General features: G+C 59.3%; 19 protein-coding genes. 12 read left to right on the top strand and 7 right to left on the bottom strand.

What is annotated here, in order from left to right; translation table 11 throughout:
• Positions 1-73: 73 nt before the first annotated feature.
• Positions 74-724, bottom strand: coding sequence for a carbonic anhydrase (locus tag NIT7645_RS09040; RefSeq protein WP_046211633.1), 651 nt, complete (start codon positions 722-724; stop codon positions 74-76).
• A 138-nt stretch (positions 725-862) separates the two neighbouring features.
• On the opposite strand from NIT7645_RS09040, the gene NIT7645_RS09035 reads away from it, so the two are divergent.
• From NIT7645_RS09035 to NIT7645_RS09025, 3 genes are all read left to right on the top strand, one after another.
• Positions 863-1,258 (top strand): hypothetical protein, encoded by a 396-nt coding sequence (locus tag NIT7645_RS09035; RefSeq protein WP_173644451.1) that lies wholly within the window; start codon positions 863-865, stop codon positions 1,256-1,258.
• Between the two features lie 284 nt (positions 1,259-1,542).
• A complete protein-coding gene (locus NIT7645_RS09030) occupies positions 1,543-2,952 on the top strand; it encodes a leucyl aminopeptidase family protein (protein WP_050686746.1) in 1,410 nt (469 codons plus the stop codon).
• The gene (locus tag NIT7645_RS09025; protein WP_050686744.1) at positions 2,949-3,806 is read left to right on the top strand and encodes a C40 family peptidase; all 858 of its coding nucleotides are present in this window, start codon (positions 2,949-2,951) and stop codon (positions 3,804-3,806) included. The genes NIT7645_RS09030 and NIT7645_RS09025 overlap by 4 nt, the downstream gene beginning before the upstream one ends.
• Before the next feature lie 9 nt (positions 3,807-3,815).
• Here NIT7645_RS09025 and NIT7645_RS09020 read toward each other — a convergent pair whose 3' ends face one another.
• From NIT7645_RS09020 to NIT7645_RS09010, 3 genes are all read right to left on the bottom strand, one after another.
• Positions 3,816-4,160 (bottom strand): DUF2794 domain-containing protein, encoded by a 345-nt coding sequence (locus NIT7645_RS09020; protein ID WP_046211682.1) that lies wholly within the window; start codon positions 4,158-4,160, stop codon positions 3,816-3,818.
• A gap of 67 nt (positions 4,161-4,227) precedes the next feature.
• Positions 4,228-4,929 carry an ArsR/SmtB family transcription factor gene (locus NIT7645_RS09015; RefSeq protein WP_050686742.1) on the bottom strand — a complete coding sequence of 234 codons (702 nt, stop codon included), beginning with the start codon at positions 4,927-4,929 and terminating at the stop codon, positions 4,228-4,230.
• Positions 4,930-5,023: 94 nt separating this feature from the next.
• Positions 5,024-5,641 (bottom strand): TetR/AcrR family transcriptional regulator, encoded by a 618-nt coding sequence (locus NIT7645_RS09010; RefSeq protein ID WP_008560372.1) that lies wholly within the window; start codon positions 5,639-5,641, stop codon positions 5,024-5,026.
• Between the two features lie 203 nt (positions 5,642-5,844).
• Here NIT7645_RS09010 and mbfA point away from each other — a divergent pair, with 203 nt between their 5' ends.
• From mbfA to NIT7645_RS08970, 8 genes are all read left to right on the top strand, one after another.
• A complete protein-coding gene (gene mbfA, locus NIT7645_RS09005; protein WP_050686740.1) occupies positions 5,845-6,819 on the top strand; it encodes an iron exporter MbfA in 975 nt (324 codons plus the stop codon).
• A 55-nt stretch (positions 6,820-6,874) separates the two neighbouring features.
• Positions 6,875-7,813, top strand: coding sequence for an AEC family transporter (locus tag NIT7645_RS09000; protein WP_050686738.1), 939 nt, complete (start codon positions 6,875-6,877; stop codon positions 7,811-7,813).
• A gap of 136 nt (positions 7,814-7,949) precedes the next feature.
• Positions 7,950-8,783, top strand: coding sequence for an S-formylglutathione hydrolase (gene fghA / locus NIT7645_RS08995; RefSeq protein WP_008563114.1), 834 nt, complete (start codon positions 7,950-7,952; stop codon positions 8,781-8,783).
• Positions 8,784-8,786: 3 nt separating this feature from the next.
• A complete protein-coding gene (gene sthA, locus NIT7645_RS08990) occupies positions 8,787-10,280 on the top strand; it encodes a Si-specific NAD(P)(+) transhydrogenase (protein ID WP_050686736.1) in 1,494 nt (497 codons plus the stop codon).
• Complete coding sequence (locus NIT7645_RS08985) at positions 10,277-10,735, top strand: YaiI/YqxD family protein (RefSeq protein WP_008561650.1); 459 nt, start codon at positions 10,277-10,279, stop codon at positions 10,733-10,735. Before sthA ends, NIT7645_RS08985 begins: the two co-directional genes overlap by 4 nt.
• A gap of 130 nt (positions 10,736-10,865) precedes the next feature.
• Complete coding sequence (locus NIT7645_RS08980; protein ID WP_050686733.1) at positions 10,866-11,828, top strand: DMT family transporter; 963 nt, start codon at positions 10,866-10,868, stop codon at positions 11,826-11,828.
• 9 nt (positions 11,829-11,837) lie between these two features.
• Positions 11,838-12,458 (top strand): HAD family hydrolase, encoded by a 621-nt coding sequence (locus tag NIT7645_RS08975; RefSeq protein WP_050686731.1) that lies wholly within the window; start codon positions 11,838-11,840, stop codon positions 12,456-12,458.
• On the top strand, positions 12,455-13,375 hold the full coding sequence (locus NIT7645_RS08970; RefSeq protein WP_050686729.1) for an ornithine cyclodeaminase family protein: 921 nt from the start codon (positions 12,455-12,457) through the stop codon (positions 13,373-13,375). The genes NIT7645_RS08975 and NIT7645_RS08970 overlap by 4 nt, the downstream gene beginning before the upstream one ends.
• 32 nt (positions 13,376-13,407) lie before the next feature.
• Here NIT7645_RS08970 and NIT7645_RS08965 read toward each other — a convergent pair whose 3' ends face one another.
• Positions 13,408-14,646 (bottom strand): MFS transporter, encoded by a 1,239-nt coding sequence (locus NIT7645_RS08965; RefSeq protein ID WP_050674006.1) that lies wholly within the window; start codon positions 14,644-14,646, stop codon positions 13,408-13,410.
• Positions 14,647-14,868: 222 nt separating this feature from the next.
• On the opposite strand from NIT7645_RS08965, the gene zapE reads away from it, so the two are divergent.
• Entirely contained in the window at positions 14,869-15,939 is a 1,071-nt protein-coding gene (gene zapE, locus NIT7645_RS08960; RefSeq protein ID WP_050687087.1) for a cell division protein ZapE, read from the top strand.
• A 194-nt stretch (positions 15,940-16,133) separates the two neighbouring features.
• Here the strand turns inward: zapE and NIT7645_RS08955 are convergent, their stop codons facing one another.
• Positions 16,134-17,402, bottom strand: a complete 1,269-nt coding sequence (locus NIT7645_RS08955; protein WP_050686727.1) for a bifunctional folylpolyglutamate synthase/dihydrofolate synthase — start codon at positions 17,400-17,402, stop codon at positions 16,134-16,136.
• A gap of 105 nt (positions 17,403-17,507) precedes the next feature.
• Positions 17,508-18,452, bottom strand: a complete 945-nt coding sequence (gene accD, locus NIT7645_RS08950) for an acetyl-CoA carboxylase, carboxyltransferase subunit beta (RefSeq protein WP_008560718.1) — start codon at positions 18,450-18,452, stop codon at positions 17,508-17,510.
• Positions 18,453-18,514: the final 62 nt, after the last annotated feature.

Here is an 18,514-nt window from a genome sequence, read left to right as displayed (position 1 = left end):
CACCTGCAAGCAAATCAAAGCCCTCCCGCATCGCTGCGAGAGGGCTTTGTCTTATCGGGACAGAATGTGCTGATCACACAGGCTGGAATCGCCCGGCACGCGGATCGTAACATTCCAAACCGCCCTCACCGATATCCGTCCAAAGACCGTGCAGGCTCAGGGTTCCGTCGCGTACAGCACTGTCAATAAAGGGAAATGTCATCAGGTTTTCCAGAGACGCAACAACCGCCTGACGTTCAAACTGGCGGGCCTGCGCATCGGCATCTTCGATATCTTCCACCAAAGAGAATTTCGGTTTCAGGATGTCCATCCACCGCCCGACAAAGCTCTCCTTGGCGTCAAGAGCCGGCGCATGGCCTTTGCACATGTCGATGCAGCCCTGAACACCACCACATTGCGAGTGACCCAGCACGATCAGATGCGCAACCTTGAGAACGGTCACGGCATATTCGACCGTTGCGCTGGTCCCGTGATGATCCCCATCCGGTTGATAGGGCGGAACGAGGTTGGCGATATTTCGGTGGATAAAGAACTCACCCTGATCAGCCCCAAAGATGGAGGTCACATGCACGCGGCTGTCACAGCAGGAAATCACCATGGCACGGGGACGCTGACCTTCGCTGGCAAGCCGCCGATACCAGCCTTGGTTCTCGCTGTAGGTGGTCGCTTTCCAGCCGTGATAGCGCGTCACCAGATAGCTGGGGAGAGGTTTGGCGAATTCCATAAGTTATTCCTCAAATGACCTTATGCGAGGTCTGTTACCAAGGATTGTTACCAAATTCGAGAGATTTGGCTACCTGCGTGGAAACCTTTTGAAAACTTCTGAGGCGCAATTTTGGATCGTGCCGTGGGGGCATGAATAATGGGGTTTAATGTGGTGGCTCAGATACTCACAGTAATACACAAGGAAAACGTGCGCCTGGATTCCGAGAAACTCTCGGAGCTCTATGCGCAACTTGGCGAAGCCGGGGCAGAAGATGTCATCTGTCGCGCAATTGAAGAGCTGGCAGTGCGCCTGTCTCATTGCGAACGGCTCTGGCGTCAAAATGATATGGCCAACCTGCGCAAAAGCGCGCGATCGCTGATTGCGATTTCGGATCAGATCGGGATGACGGCGATGGCGCGCATTGCGCGGGACGTCACCGCTGCGATCGACAGCGAGGATCCGTCAGCCATTTCTGCAACATTGTTCCGCCTGATGCGGATCGGAGAGCGCTCGCTCACGGCCGTTTGGGAGCAACAAGACCTTTCCGTTTGATCGGTGATCCTGGGGGGACACCGCCAAAACAAGGCAACCATAGCTGAGTTCGGACTGCCACCGACAGGGTTTCCCCGCATCAGCAGATGCCTGCCAAACCAACGTCGCACTGTCTCAGTGACCGGGCTCTGCAAAGGGGCCCTTATCGGCGTTGGGCATACGACAGTCAGGCCCGGAGACATCCGTACTCGGGCGGACGAGCCAAGACAGTGCAGGGCTTGCAGATGGCGCTGTGACAGATACTGTGACGATGAAATCGCCCCCCCGGACCGGAGTATCCCGTCATGACCTCTGCCAAGCCCGCTGTCTTTGCCAATGCGGATGCCGCTGCAATCGATCTGCATGTTCTGGATCAGGACACCTGCGAGGACTGGCTGGCAGCGGCCCCCGCCATGACCGCGAATTGGGCTCGCACCAATGGCTTTCGGGGCGCGATTGGGCAGGTCGTTGTCGTGCCCGCGCCTGATGGGCAACCCGCACAGGTGCTGGTGGGATATGGCCGGGCTGCAGACCGCGCCCGCAAACGGTTCAATCTGGCGGCAGCCGTGCCATCCCTTCCCAAAGGCATATATCGCCTGGCGGAGGGTGTCGCAGAGGCTGATCGCGCAGCCGAATCGCTTGGCTGGCTATTGGCGCAATACCGCTATGACCGCTACAAATCCGGCGGTGATGCCGACACGCATCTGGTCGCCCCCGAAGGCGTAGACGCCACACGCATCGAAGCACTCGCAGCGGGTGAGTTCCTGACCCGCGACCTGATCAACACACCTGCAGGTGACATGGGGCCGGATGAACTGGAGGCCGCCGCACGCGATCTGGCTGACAAGCACAAGGCCAGTTTCACCGTCATCCAGGATGAAGATCTCCTGCAGCAGAACCTGCCGATGATACATGCGGTTGGCCGCGCCTCTGACAGGCGGCCGCGTCTGATCGATATCAAATGGGGCAACAGCGGCCCGACGCTGACACTGGTTGGCAAGGGCGTCTGTTTTGACACTGGCGGGCTGAATCTCAAACCCGGAAGCAGCATGGCGCTGATGAAAAAGGATATGGGCGGCGCGGCAAATGTTCTGGGCCTTGCCCATATGATCATGGCGTTGAACCTGCCTGTCCGCTTGCGGGTTCTCATTCCCGCGGTTGAAAACAGCGTCTCAGCAAATGCCTTCCGCCCCGGCGACGTCCTGACAGCGCGCAACGGGTTGACCGTCGAGATAAACAACACCGACGCCGAGGGGCGGCTCGTGCTGGCCGATGCTCTGGCTCTTGCAGCGGAAGACACCCCCGATTTGCTGATTTCCATGGCGACCCTCACAGGCGCGGCACGGGTGGCGGTTGGCCCTGACCTTGCCCCGTTTTATACCGATAACGAAGGCGACGCGGTTGCACTGGCACAGGCGGCACAGAGATTGGCAGATCCAGTCTGGCGCATGCCGTTCCACACTCCGTATGAGACCATGATCGAACCGCAGATCGCTGACCTCGACAATGCCCCGGGTGGTGGTTTTGCAGGCTCGATTACTGCGGCGTTGTTCCTGCGCCGCTTTACAGCCGATACCCGCTACATGCATTTTGACATCTACGGCTGGACCCCCGCTGCCGCACCCGCCCGCCCCAAAGGGGGCGCGCTGCAGGGGGCGCGCGCCCTGCTCGAGGCTCTTCCAAACATGCTGGACCTGCCGAAAGGCTCCAAATGACGGACGCACGACGCACCCCTGCCAATGATCGGGTTGTCGCCGCACGGCTGAAACAGAGCTACCCGGATCTGGCATCCGTTGACGGAACCACCATGACGGTCATCGCCCCCGTGGTGGACCTGTTGCGCCGACCTGATGGGCCGCGGGACAGACAACTGCTGCTTGGCGCGGATGTCACGGTTTATGAGGACAGGAACGGCTGGGCCTATGTGCAGTCCGCGGCTGATGACTATGTTGGCTACGTATCGCGCGCCGCACTGGCAGAGCGGGATGCGCCTGCGACCCATATGGTGTGCACGGCCGCAACCCATGCCTACCGCGATGGCAACATGAAGTCCCCAGATCTCTGCGGCTTGAGCTTTGGCGCTCGTGTTCGGGTCTTGGGACAAACAGACCGGTTCGCCGAAACCGACCAGGGCTTTATCCCGGCCCACCACCTGCGCCCCTTGGATGCCTACTCAGCTGATCCGGTAACCGTCGCTGAGCTGTTCCTCGGGACCCCATATCTATGGGGCGGCAACAGCCGCTCCGGCATCGACTGCTCGGGCCTTGTGCAGGCTGCCATGTTGGCCTCCGGCATCGACTGTCCCGGCGACAGCGATCAGCAGGAACAGGAACTGGGCGAACCTTTGCCCCTAGGCAATACATCCGTCCCGGCAGATCTGCGACGCGGCGATATTCTGTTCTGGAAAGGCCATGTGGCAATGATGCGGGACAGTGAAACCATGATCCATGCAAATGCCTACCATATGGCCGTGGCACTAGAACCTGTCACAGGGGCCGTCAGCCGGATCATGGAACAGGGGGACGGGCCGATCACCGGGCATCGCAGGCTACCGCTCACGACAGGGTGACACAGTGCTTCACGTTACAGAGCGGATCAGTTTGCGTTCCAACACGCGCAACACCGTCTTCAGGTCATGCCCCCGCTTCAGGATCTGGCCATCCATACCGACAACGGCATACTGCCCTTGACGACCGCGCAGCTTGGGCCGTTTTTCAATCCGGTATAGTGGGTTTTCTGCGGTTCGACGAAACACGGAGAACACTGCCAAGTCCCGCAGCGAGGATATTCCGTAATCCCGCCACTCCCCCGCTGCAACCATCCGCCCATAGAGCGACAGGATAACCGCCAGCTCTGTGCGATGAAAGGCGACCTGCTCGGGGCCGGAGTGAGACGGGAAAGGCTGTACCTGGTCAAAGCTCATGGAGTTAAGGATGCCATGATTTGCCCCCAAATCAAGCCCCTGACCGAATTGAACCGCGCAAGTGGCCTCAGCTGGCGGCGCTCTCAGCGCCAACAGCATGGGTGTCCAGGCCCAGGATTTGTTGAAAAGCCACCCGTCCCGGCATCGTCAGAACCAGCCCACGTCGCACCGTCTGACGCTTGACCCAACCAATGTCCAACGCGTGGGACAGCAACTGGCGCCCCAGCGGACCTGAGATGTGCAGACGCCGTTCCGTCCAATCCATGCACGGGCGGGCGAAGGGCTGTTTGCCTACGGTGTGCGGCAGTTCAACACCCAGCTTTTGCCAGACGTCATCCGGTTGAATATCAAATCCGCCGTTGCGTTCGATCAGCATGCCCCGCGACAGAAACCGATCCGTCATTGCCACAGCCAACGGTCCGGCAAAATGATCATAGCAGCTCCGCAGCGGGGCAAGCGCTCCCGCCTTGCGCCTTTGTGCCTGATGCAATGCGTCTGATGGCGCAATCGAGGCCAATTGCTCCAACGCGTGCGCAACCTCGGCGCTGGTTAGGCGGTGAAACACACAGCGCCCCCGCCGCTCAGCCACAACCAGCCCAGCCGACTGCAAGAGCTGCAGATGCGCCGTTGCCGTTGGGGGTGTGACGCCCGCAGCAGAGGCCAACTCCTTGTTGGTGTAGGATCGCCCATCCAGCAGTTCACATAACATGCGGGTCCGGCTCGCATCTGCGAGGGCTTGGCCAAGGATATCAAATCGAGGAGTGCTCATGGCATCAAAGCCTAGCGCAGCTGGCCCCAACGCCCCAGAACAATCGCTTCGATGATGAGCGAACGATCACCGTAACGGTTGGCCGCAGATCTGATCAAACCCCGTAGCGGGTCAGGAAAATATCAATTGCACCATTGATTACCTTTTCCCGCTCCGCCTGCGAGATTTCGGCATCTATGTTGAACAGAAGCCGCAGAAACATATCTGCGCGGCACAGTTCGGCAAACTGATCCGCAGCCAGGCTGAGATCGTCGATCTGCAGCTGATTTTGCGCGACCGCCATTGCAAGGTAGTCCCGCAGCTGCGCCCGAATGGTGAGCGGGCCACTCTCATAAAACCAGCGTCCAAGATCGGGAAAGCGGTCGGCCTCTGCGACGCAGATCCGAAACATCTTCACGCCAAATTCAGACAACACCACGGACAGGATATGATGCCCCGCCGCGCGCAACACCGTTTGCGGATCACAGGACGCAGAACAGAAATCCTGTGCCGTATCTGCCTGATGGGCACAGCCGTGGCGCGCGACTTCCATGAACAACAGCCGCTTGTCGGGAAAGTAGCTGTAAAGCGTCGCCTTGGACACACCCGCAGCCCTGGCAATGTCATCCACGCTGGCCCCTTCAAAGCCATGCGCCATGAAGACGTCCCGTGCGCCCTGCAGAACCTGATCGTATTTGCGCCCTTTTCGCGGGCTGGTGGCTGTTTGGCTCATGGCTATTCCGGTTGCTGCGGTCACGCCGCTAATCTGTGCGGCGTTGCGATGCGATGGCACTCCCCTGCGCAAATGGCAAGACAAGCGGCGCGAAGTCCGGTTAACTTAGCAAGCATCCTGCGACCGTTGGACCTGCATCACAGCCTGTTGTCATAACGTGATCCAGAGTAGGTGTGCAGCTATTGCGGTAAAAGGAAAATACGATGTTCTATTTCACGCAACGCCGACGGTTCAACGAGTTGAGCGAGCAGGAGATTCTCGCGCTGGCAATTTCCTCCGAGGAAGATGATGCACGCATTTACAGGGGCTACGCTGAACGCCTGCGTGAGGATTACCCGGCGACTGCTGCCGTTTTTGACGGGATGGCCGCCGAAGAAGACACACATCGCGCTGCGTTGATTGATCTGCACGAGGCCAGATTTGGCCCGACAATCCCGCTGATCCGGCGCGAACACGTTGCCGGGTTCTACGCGCGCCGCCCCATTTGGCTGGTGGAAAACCTTGGCCTCGACCGTATCCGGGAAGAAGCCGCCGTGATGGAACGTGATGCCGAGCGATTTTACACCGCCGCAGCGGCGCGCACATCCGACGCGGCAACGCGTAAACTGCTGGGCGATCTGGCTGCGGCAGAGGCAGGCCATCAAGTCACCGCAACCGAGTTGGGGGATCGCCATCTGGGCGCGGAGGAAACCGATGCCGAAGACGCCACCGCACATCGACAGTTCCTGTTGACCTGGGTTCAGCCGGGGCTTGCGGGGCTTATGGATGGCTCTGTTTCCACCCTGGCACCGATCTTTGCCACCGCTTTTGCAACGCAGGACACCTGGACCACCTTTTTGGTCGGCGTCGCCGCCTCGGTTGGGGCAGGCATATCCATGGGGTTCACCGAAGCGGCTTCGGACGACGGCGCCTTGTCAGGCCGGGGCTCTCCGCTCAAACGTGGATTTGCGTCAGGGATCATGACAACTGTTGGCGGCCTTGGTCACGCCCTGCCCTATCTGATCCCCGATTTCTGGACCGCCACCATCATTGCGGTGCTGATCGTCTTTGTAGAACTTTGGGCGATTGCCTGGATCCAGAACCGTTTCATGGAAACACCGTTCTGGCGCGCCGCGCTACAGGTGGTTGTCGGGGGCGCGTTGGTGCTGGCCGCCGGCGTCCTTATCGGTAGCGGCTAGGACGGTCGCAATTGCGGCTTTCCGCCGTGGTCAAATCAGGTTACCAATTCCGTCAATGTTAGACATCTTTCTGAGAACCCTTCCCTTCTTTGCGATCATCGGTCTGGGATACTGGGCCGGACGAAGCCGTTTTTTCAGTGAAGAAGCGACAGCCAATCTCACCAAATTTGTCTTTTACTTCCCACTGTCCGCGATGATCTTTCGCTTTGCGGCAAATCTGTCGGTTGCAGAGATCTTTGATCCCAGGCTGATCCTCGGCTATCTGCTTGGGACTTTGGCGGTGTACCTCATCGCCACCGTCATCGCCGCCTTGCGTGGGTTGGACATGCAAACCGCTGCCGTAGAGGCCCAATGCGCAGCAATTGGCAATGTTGGTTTTCTTGGTCTGCCGATGATGGTGCTGCTTTTCGGAGCCGCCTCAATCGGGCCGATGATGCTGGTCCTGAGCGTTGATCTGGTGGTGTTTTCGTCACTGATCGTTATCCTCATCAATGCGGGGCGCGGCTCTGGTCTGGGGTTCAGCACCCTGAAACTGGTGGGCCGTGGTCTGCTGCAGAACCCGATGATCCTGTCGATTTGTGCTGGTCTCATTTGGTCAGCACTGGCCCTGCCCATCCCTGCACCTGCGAATGCATTCCTCGAACTGCTGGGAGACGCAGCAACACCCGGAGCGTTGTTTGCAATTGGTGCATCCCTCGCATCGAAATCGGCGGAGCGTGTTCAGATTGCCAGCTGGCTCAGTTTCGCCAAACTGGTCTTGCACCCCGCTTTGGTTGCGCTGTGTGTTTTGGTCCTGATCCCCGTTGATCCCTATGCTGCCGGTGTGGCGATCGCGGCCGCTGCGCTACCGGTTGCCGGCAACGTCTACATGCTGGCCCAACACTATGGCGTCGCCCCGCACCGCGCCTCTGCGGCGATCTTGTTGTCCACGACACTGTCGATCGTCACTTTGCCGCTCGTTATCGCCTGGGTCACGACTTTTACGCTACGCTGAATGTCGCTCAGGCTGCCGACGTTCAGCTTTTTGCAAGCTTATGTCGCAAAAACAGGGGCCACAGACGCGCAGTCACTGGACCCTGTGCCTGACCACAGGTAGCGATAGGGCAGCACACGAACAAAGGAGTCGCCCAATGGAAACCGTCTCGGAAAACGCAGCTTTTGGCGGCGTGCAGGGCGTTTATCGCCATTCCAGCACAACCACCAACTGCGACATGACCTTTGGCCTGTTCCTCCCCGAAGAGGTGGCAGACGGCCCCGTTCCTCTCTTGTGGTATCTCTCCGGCCTGACCTGCACCCATGAAAATGCCATGACCAAGGCAGGGGCTCAGGCATGGTGCGCGGAACAGGGGATCGCGATCATTTTCCCCGACACCTCACCGCGCGGCGAAGGTGTCGCTGACGACGACGCGTATGATCTTGGTCAGGGGGCAGGGTTTTATGTGAATGCCACCCAAGACCCATGGGCGCCGCACTTCCAGATGTGGGACTACATCACCGAAGAGCTGCCCGCTCTCTTGGGCGAGAACTTTGCAATTGATCTCGACCGCCAGTCGATCACCGGTCACTCGATGGGTGGGCATGGTGCTCTGACCATGGCAATGAACCTGCCTGGCCGGTTCCGCTCGGTCTCGGCCTTTGCGCCGATTTGCAACCCTAGCGCCAGCGATTGGGGCCGCAAGCAGTTGACAGCGTATCTGGGCGAAGACGAGGCAAACTGGGCTGCCCATGATGCCACGCTGCTGATGCAGGAAAAGGGATTTGACGGCCCCGTTCTTGTGGACACTGGCACTGCGGATCAGTTCCTTGATCTACTGAAACCCGAAAGTCTGGCCCAAGCCGCCGCTGCGCGCCGCCAGCAGGCGACACTGCGCATGCAGCCAGGTTACGACCACAGCTATTTCTTTGTCTCCACCTTCATGGAAGATCACGTCGCCTTCCATGCCGAAGCGTTGTACCGGGGCTGATCCATGACCGAATTCGACTACGATCTCATCATCATCGGTTCCGGCCCGTCGGGTCGGACAGCGGCCATTCAGGCGGCAAAACTGAAACGCCGTGTTCTGGTCATCGACCGCAAGGATCGGCTTGGCGGGGTGTCGGTTCACACTGGCACGATCCCATCGAAAACCCTGCGGGAAACCGTGCTCAATCTGACCGGCTGGCGTGAGCGCAGTTTTTACGGGCGCAGCTACCGGGTCAAGGACACCATCGAGGCCGAGGACCTGAAGGCCCGCCTGCACATGACGCTCGATCACGAGGTCGACGTGCTGGAACACCAATTCAACCGCAACCACGTCGACACTTTGGCGGGGCTTGCGCATTTCGTCGGCCCGAACGAGGTCGAGGTGGAAACCGAAGCAGGCGACACCACCCGCGTTACCAGCGAAAAGTTCCTGATCGCGACCGGCACCCGGACGTATCGCCCGGACTATGTACCGTTCAACGGGACAACCGTTGTGGATGGTGACGAATTCCTCGAAATGGCAGAGATCCCCCGCTCGCTGATCGTTGTGGGGGCCGGCGTTATCGGCGTTGAATATGCCACCATGTTCTCTGCCCTTGATGTGCGCGTGACCTTGATCGAACCGCGCGACAGTTTCCTGGACTTCATTGACCGGACCCTGATCCAGGAGTTCACCCATCAGATTCGTGAAAACGGTGTCGATCTGCGTCTTGGCTCTGCCATCGAAAAGATCGAGGACGAAGGCGAACATATCGAAGTGACCCTGGCCAACGGGCGCCACGTGCGCGGCGAAATGTTGCTGTTTGCAGCTGGTCGCATGGGCAATACCGAAAAGCTGAACCTGAAGGCGGTTGGCCTCGAAACCGATCATCGCGGCCGCCTCGCGGTTGAACGCAAGACCTATCAGACAGCAGTGCCGCACATCTATGCAACCGGTGATGTGATCGGCCACCCCTCGCTGGCGTCCACATCGCTGCAACAGGGCCGTGTTGCGGCCTGTCATGCAATGGACGTCCCAACTGTCCCGGAAAGCCCCTGGTACCCCTATGGCATCTATTCGGTGCCGGAAATGTCCACCTGCGGCATGTCCGAGGAAGAGCTGAAAGAACGCGGCGTTCCTTATGAAGTTGGCATCGCCCGCTTCCGCGAGACATCGCGCGGCCACATCATGGGGCTGGAGCACGGTATGCTGAAGATGCTGTTCTCGCTCAAGACGCGCCGGGTTCTTGGGGTCCAAATCGTGGGCGAGGGTGCAACAGAGCTGATCCACATTGCCCAGGCTGTTTTGAACCTGCAGGGCACGGTTGATTACTTTGTTCAGAATACCTTCAACTACCCCACCCTTGCCGAGGCCTACAAAATCGCTGGTCTGGATGCGTTCAACCGGATGCCAATTCCAGATGAATACAAGGTGATGGCCCCCTCGAAGGCGAAAAAACCTGCGCCGAAAAAGAACGCAGAGAAGACAGAAAAAGCTGCACGCAAAGCCGCCGAATGAGCGCGCTTTACATCGACGCAGATGCCTGTCCGGTGAAAGCCGAAGCAGAACGTGTCGCCACCCGCCATGGGTGGCGCATGTTCATCGTCTCCAATGGCGGACTGAGACCATCGCCAAATCCCTTGGTGGAAACCGTTATCGTGTCCGAAGGGGCAGATGTTGCCGATATGTGGATCGCGGAGCGCTGCGGCCCAGGTGATGTCGTTGTAACCGGCGACATACCCCTTGCATCGAAATGCATCGAAGCGGGGGCACGTGTGCTGCGCCACAATGGGGAACGCTTTACCGAGGCCAACATCGGTCAGCAGCTGGCGATGCGCGACCTGATGGCCGATTTGCGGGCTGCAAATCCGCTATCTGCGGGTGGTGGGGGCAAACCCTTTGGCAAGGCGGACCGGTCCCGCTTTCTTGATGCGCTAGAGCGCGAAATCCGCGCAGCAAAATCGGCGGGTTAGGATCAGAAAGCCACCGTCGCTCACCCGATTGGCACCGATTATCGGTTTCAGCTCTTTTTGCAATCTCCACCCATTGCCCCAGCACAGCTTTTGCGCGAAGGATCGTCCCTAGAACGGTGGAGGCGCAACAATGAGTGACACTGCAAAGGTCAGCCTGTTCGGCATTTTCGCCGCCATCGGTGCCGCTGTTGCATTTTCCGTCATCGACGTGATCTTCAAATTTCTGTCGGGGGACTACCCGCTGTATCAGGTCGTCATGCTGCGATCGATTGTGGCGATGATCGTGCTGATGGCTGTCATCATCCCGCTGGAAGGTGGGTTTGGCATCCTGCGCACCCGCCAACCGCGGCTGCATCTGCTGCGCAGTCTTGCTGTTTTGTTTGCGAACCTCTGCTTTTTCACAGGCCTTGCAATCATGCCCATTGCCGAGGCCGTGGCGATCGCTTTTGCAACGCCCCTGGTCGTCACCACACTTTCGGTCATCTTTCTCAAAGAGCGTGTTGGCCCCTGGCGATGGCTTGCTGTTGCGGTCGGTTTTCTCGGCATTCTCATTATCATGCGCCCCGGACCCGGCACCTTTCAGGCCGCAGCGTTTCTGCCGTTTCTGGGCGCCTGTGGCTATGCCACGCTGCATGTGCTGACCCGGCGGGCCGGTGGAAGCGACAAGGCGGCAACGCTGTCATTTTATCCAACGCTGGGTTTTCTCGTGGTCAGTGCTCTTGTCGGGCTTGCAACGGGCGACGGTCGCTTTGCGACCAGTGACAGCGCCGCCTTGCAGTTTGTCCTGCGCGCGTGGGTTTGGCCCGCTCCAGAGGACTGGCTTCTGTTTCTGACTGTTGGCTTGGCGGGATCGGTCGGAGGCTATCTCGTCAGCCAGGCCTATCGCCTGTGCGAAGCTGGTCTGGTGGCGCCATTTGAATATAACGCCATGCCTATGGCTGTGTTTTGGGGCGTTCTGGTGTTCGATGAATGGCCCGAGCCTGCCGTCTGGATCGGTTCTGCGCTTATTATTGGCGCGGGCCTTGTTTCTGTCTGGCGCGAAACCCGCAGGAACCGCCCTGCCCCACGCCCCAGACCTCGCTCAACCGGCTAGGAGACACGAATGCCTATTGATGCCGTCGTTTTTGATATTGGTCGCGTCCTGATCGAATGGGATCCCGAGCGTTTTTATGACAGCAGACTGGGAGAGGCAGAGCGCATGCGCCTGTTTCAGGAGGTCGATCTGCTGGGCATGAACGAAGGACTGGATCGGGGAGATGACTTTAAAAGCGCGGTCTATGACCTGGCCGAACGTCACCCTGCCTGGGCCGACGAGATCCGCCAATGGCATGACAGCTGGCTAAAGATGGCCTATGCAGAAATCCCCCACTCCGTAAGACTGCTACGCAATCTGAGGCGTGCAGGCGTTCCTGTCTTTGCCCTGTCCAATTTCGGCATCGGCCCGTTCGAACTGGCAAGCACAGTCTATCCCTTCTTCAAGGAATTTGATCAGGCCTATGTCTCTGGCTATCTCGGCACGCTAAAGCCTGAACCCGAAATTTATGAACACCTGGAACGCGGCAGCAAGGTTGCCCCGAACCGGCTTTTGTTTACCGACGACCGCCCTGAAAATATCGCAGCTGCGGCAGAGCGGGGATGGAACACACATTTGTTCACCACCCCGGATACTCTCGCCCGCCGCCTCGTGGATGAAGGGCTCCTGAGCGAAGAGGACGCGACATGACCAACATCCTGCACATCCCGTTTGCCGAAGGCGAAGCCAATCTTGATTGGCTGGCGTTCTGTGATGCGCTGGCCGCCGGGCACAAGCTGCCCAAGGCAGAGGTCGCCGACAGTTTCCTGTATCGCGGCAAGGACACCCTGCTGAACCGCGCCGCATGGATCGACGGCATGGGGCTTGCGGTAAAGAACGCGACGGTGTTCCCCGGCAATCCGGAACATGGCAAGCCGATGATCAATGGCGGTGTCTATCTCTACGGCGATGGAGACGGGGTGCTGGAAGCTCTGGTCGACTTTCACCTCGTGACAAAGTGGAAAACCGCTGGCGATACGCTCCTTGGCGCGCTGCGCCTTGCCAACCCTGACAGTCGCGAGATCCTGATCGTGGGGGCCGGCACGGTTGGCGCATCTCTGATCGAAGCCTTTGGCACGGCTTATCCAGAGGCGCAGATCCGTATCTGGAACCGAACAATCACCAAAGCAGACGCGCTCACAGCTGCCTATCCGGGCACCCAGACTGCCCCCGATCTCGAAGCCGCAGTCCGGGCCACTGATATCATCATCACCTGCACCATGTCCTCAACCCCGGTGATCCGGGGGGAATGGTTGCGCCCCGGTCAGCACCTGAACATGATCGGCGCCTATCGCCCGGACATGCGCGAGGCGGACGATACCGCTCTTCAGCGCTCACAGATCTATTGCGACAGCTTTGACACAACCATTGACCACATTGGTGAGTTCAAGATCCCGCTCGCCAATGGGGCCATCCAACGGGAGGACATCCTCGCGGACTTCTATGCATTGGACAGCTTTCCTGCCTTCGATCCAGGTCAGATCACCCTGTTCAAGAACGGCGGTGGGGCCCATCTTGATCTGATGACCAGCCGCCACATTCTGGAACGCTGGCGCGCAACAACCTGATTGCACGCAGACCCAGACAGGCTGCCGCCCATTCAGGCGGCGGCCGCCGCGAGGGGCCGCTCGCGGATCGGCAGGTGCACGATGGCACTGAAGGCACCAACGCCAACGCCGATCCACCACACCAGCGTGTAATCGCCGTAGATGTCATACATCCGGCCACCCAACCAGACCCCCAGGAACCCGCCAATCTGGTGGCTGAGGAACACGATGCCATAAAGCGTGCCCATGTAGCGCAGACCATAGATATGCGCGACCAAACCAGAGGTCAGTGGCACCGTGGCAAGCCAGAGTGACCCCATCACGACCGAAAAAATGATGACCGATAGGGGGGTAATCGGCAGCAGGATAAATACCGCAGCGACAACCGTACGCGCAGTGTAGATCCCCGCCAGAAGATATTTCTTGGTGTACCGCTTACCCAGATAGCCAGCGAACAGCGTACCCGCGACATTCGCCGCGCCGATCAACGAAATTGCAACCGCGCCAAGCGCGGATGTCGTCGTGACACCAACCGAATGCAGCACACCGCCGGGCATGATAGGGCCGCACATCTCGGTGACGAAGGCAGGGAAATGAGCCGTGATGAACGCCAACTGGTAACCACAGCTGAAAAAGCCCAGGAAGATCATCGTGTAGCTGGGATCCTTGAACGCCTTGACCAGGATCTGCCCCAGGCTCTCTTCCAGTTCGGCTTTGCTCGCGACCTCTGGCGCCCGCATCAATGGCAGCGTCAGGATGAGGGCCAGAACACTGACCGCAAACACCAGAAACACCATCTGCCAGCTCATCATGGTCAGCAGGAACTCTGCTGTCGGCGCGCCGACGATCTGGCCTGCCGATCCGGCTGCGGTAACAATCGCAAGCGACATGGATCGGTTCTCATCAGAGCTGGCCCGCCCCACGACCGCCAAAACCACACCAAAACCGGTGCCTGCGATCCCAAAGCCCACAAGCCACTCGTAGGCCTGCATCTGAAATGGCGTCGTGGCACCTGCGCTCAGGACCAGACCGGCGGCGTAGACGACAGCGCCAAGGACAATGGCCTTGCGATCCCCGATCTTCTCAGCCACCGCGCCAAAAATGGGCTGACCGATCCCCCAGGCGAGGTTTTGAATGGCGATGGCGAGCGAGAATTCAGAGCGCAGCCAGCCAAACTCTTCCGCGATCGGGATCTGGAACACCCCGAATGAAGCGCGCACGGCAAAGCTCATCATGATAATGACGCAGCCCACGATCAAAACCGGGGTAAACAAGGGCGTGGCGCGGGGCATGGGGTCTCTCCTGCTCATCAAATGGCAGGACCATGATCTGCCAGACATTCGGATGGCCACGGTAGCCAAATCCCCTCACCGGTCAAATCAGCATTTCTTCGGGGTATGTTAAGCAAAACTGATGTGAACAGCCGCAAGGGGCGGATGGCTGATAACAAACCTTTGCCCGCATGTGGTTTTCCATCGCTTCCCATCCGCCGTCCGGCGCGCTATCCCTTTGCCATGACGCATCTGAGCACGCTGTATCAGCAGAAAATCGACGCGGGTGAATTGAAGCCCGATGCTGCCCAAGAGGCGGTGTTGCCGCATTTCGATCGTATCGCCGAAGGGCTGATGGCGCCTCCGGTGAAACGCGGGTTCTTTCGCAAGGCCAGCTATCAGTCCGTGCGCGGCCTTTATCTCTGGGGCGGTGTCGGGCGTGGTAAATCCATGCTGATGGATCTCTTTGTCGACAGCCTGCAAGGCGTGCCCGCCCGTCGCGTCCATTTTCACGCCTTTATGCAAGAGATACACAGCAAGATGCATGAGGCCCGGCAAAGCGGCACCGAGGACGCACTGGCCCCTGTCGCAAAGGAGGTCGCCGATAGCGTGCGCCTGCTGGCCTTTGACGAGATGCAGATCACCGATATCACCGATGCGATGATCGTTGGTCGCCTGTTTGAAGCGCTGTTTGAAGCCGGAGTGACGGTGATCACCACCTCCAACCGTGTGCCGGATGATCTTTATAAGAACGGATTGAACCGGCAGCTGTTCTTGCCCTTCATCGCCCTCATCAAAGAGCAGATGGAGGTCCACGAAATGGTGAGCCCGGTGGATTATCGGCAGGATCGGCTGACCGGTGAACAGGTCTATTTCGCGCCCGTTGACGCAGACTCTCGGGCCAAGATCCGGGCTGTCTGGGAAGATCTGTCAGGCGGACCGGCGCAACCGCTCACCCTGGAAGTCAAAGGCCGCGAAGTCACCTTGCCAGCCTTTCGCAATGGTGTCGCCCGCGCCACCTTTTACGACCTATGCGGCAAGATGCTGGGGCCCGGTGACTATCTTGCCATCGCTGAAGAGGTGAAGGTTCTCATCCTTGAAGATATCCCCCGCCTGTCGCGTAACAACTTCAACGAGGCAAAACGCTTCGTGACGCTGATTGATGCGCTTTATGAGGCAAAGGTCAGATTGATTTGCTCCGCCGCGGCCCAGCCCGAAATGCTCTATGTTGAGGGCGAAGGCACGTTTGAATTTGAACGTACCGCTTCGCGGTTGCGGGAAATGCAGGATCAGGACTGGGGCAAGGCGGGTTGAAGCCCTGCAAGATTGGGGGCGCTGCCCCCTCGACAGCTGCGCTGTCTCACCCCCGGAGTATTTGGGGAAAGATGACAAACGCCGAACTGGCCTGAACCGCCCAACATGCCACCGCCTTGCGCCGTCGCGGCAAAAACAAAAAGGGGGCGCTCCCGCCCCCTATTCTGGTCCTGTTGCCGTCAGATCAACGTCCGTCAGCCGTTTTCGCGCAGAATGTGACCTGCGAGATAAAGCGAGCCGCAGATCAGCACACGGGCGGTTGGATCCTTGGCCAGGATTGCCTGGAGTGCAGCCAGTGTATTGGCTGCGGTTGTTGCCTCAAGTCCCACGGATTTCGCCGCAGCTTCGGTTTCCTCTGCGCTGAGGGTGTTGATCTCATCGGGGATCGAAATCGCGGTGAGGCTTGCAGCCTGTGCGGCCAGAGGGGCCATGTAGCCCTTGACGTCCTTGGTGTTCAGCATCCCGCAGATCAGATGCGTCGGACGTTTCGGCAGGTCGGCCAGCACGTCAGCCAAGGCAATTCCGGCAGCCGCATTATGCCCACCATCCAGCCACAGTTCCGCATCACCTGCAGCCTCGACCAGGGGGCCGGTCTTCAGCCGCTGCATCCGCGCGGGCCATTCGGCGTTGGTCATCGCGGCCTCGCAGGCGGCTTCATCCGCACCGAGGTGGCGCAAAGCAGCCAATGCAGCCCCCGCGTTCTGGATCTGATGGGCACCCAGAAGCGCAGGTAGAGGCAGATCCAGAAGGCCGTTTTCATCCTGAAACACCAGGCGACCACGCTCTTCCTGCACATGCCAGTGCTGGCCATAGGCCAGGACCGGCGCACCCAGACGGGCGGTGGTCGCTTCGATCACCTCCAGCGCGTCCTCGTGCTGAGGGCCGACCACAACGGGAACGCCACGCTTGATGATGCCCGCCTTCTCCGCTGCGATCTTGGCAATCGTATTGCCAAGGAACTGTTCATGATCGATCGATACAGGTGTGATGATCGACAGTTCTGGCGTGATGACGTTGGTTGCATCCAGACGGCCACCCAAACCGACCTCGAGCAGGGTGTAGTCTGCCGGGGTGCGCGAAAAGGCCAGCAGGCCCGCAACCGTGGTGATTTCAAAATAGGTGATATCTTCACCGCCATTGGCGCGGTAGCATTCGTCGAGAATGTCGGTCAGGTGATCCTCTGAAATCAGCGAGCCAGCCAGGCGGATACGCTCGTGAAAGCGGGCCAGATGTGGCGAGGTATAGGCGTGAACAGCCTTGCCCATGCCTTCGAGCCCTGCACGGATCATGGATTGGGTCGACCCTTTTCCATTTGTGCCGGCAACATGGATCACCGGAGGCAGTTTCTCCTGCGGGTTGTCCAGCGCCCCGAGCAGCCGCCAGACGCGATCCAGGGTCAGATCGATGATCTTGGGGTGCAGCGCCATCATGCGGGCAAGGATCGCGTCAGATGTCTGTGTCATGGATAGGGGGTCTCTGGCAGCAACAGGGAAGAGGACGGATCGTCCGGATCAAATGAAAACGGCCCGCCCGGAACGGACGGGCCACTCAGGTTCTGTGTAGCAGGATCAGCCTTTTGCCGAGGGCGCCGGGGCGGCATCATTGCCGCCGTTCGCGGCGTCCGCCTCACCATCGGGAGCGGGCAGATCGCCAACGATCTGCGGTGGCAGGCCCATCAGCATACGGGTGATGGTGATCAACTCGTTGCGCATCTCGGTGCGCGGCGTCACCCGGTCCAGCATGCCGTGATCCAGCAGGTACTCGGCCCGCTGGAAACCCTCGGGCAGTTTTTCACGGATGGTCTGTTCAATAACGCGAGGACCGGCAAAGCAGATCAGCGCGTTGGGTTCAGAGATATGAACATCGCCCAGCATTGCATAGGATGCGGTCACACCACCCGTGGTCGGGTGTGTCAGAACGACGATATAGGGCAGACCTGCCTCTTTCAGCATCTGAACTGCCACCGTGGTCCGCGGCATCTGCATCAGTGACAGGATGCCTTCCTGCATGCGCGCACCACCGGCAGCGGAAAACAGGATTAGGGGGCGGCCAAGCTTCACGGCCTCCTCGGCTGCGGCGATGATGGCGTTGCCGACATACATGCCCATCGACCCTCCCATGAAGGAAAAGTCCTGTGCAGCAGCCACGATCGGGGTACGACCGATTTCACCTGCGGCCACCAGCATGGCCTCTTTCTCACCAGCTTTTTTCTGCGCCGCTTTCATCCGGTCCGGATATTTCTTCTGGTCCTTGAATTTCAGCGGGTCGGCCAGTGGCTCGGGCACGGCAACCTCTGTGAACACGCCACCGTCAAACAGCGCGGTGAAACGGTCACGCGGCGAGATATGCATGTGGTGCCCGCAGTTGTTGCAGACGTTCAGATTGTCACTCAGCTCGCGGTGAAACAGCATCGTGCCGCATTCATCGCACTTGCGCCAAAGGTTCTCAGGAACTTCGCGGCGCGAGAAGATCGAGTTGATCCGCGGCCGGACGTAGTTGGTAATCCAGTTCATTAGCCATGCCTTTGTAGGGGCGGTTTGACATCCCAAATAAGACCCTACGTCAGTAATTGCAA

Origin of the sequence: Phaeobacter italicus, from assembly GCF_001258055.1 — a bacterium.
Taxonomy (GTDB): Bacteria; Pseudomonadota; Alphaproteobacteria; order Rhodobacterales; family Rhodobacteraceae; genus Phaeobacter; species Phaeobacter italicus.
This window is presented reverse-complemented; position numbering and strand designations above follow the sequence as displayed.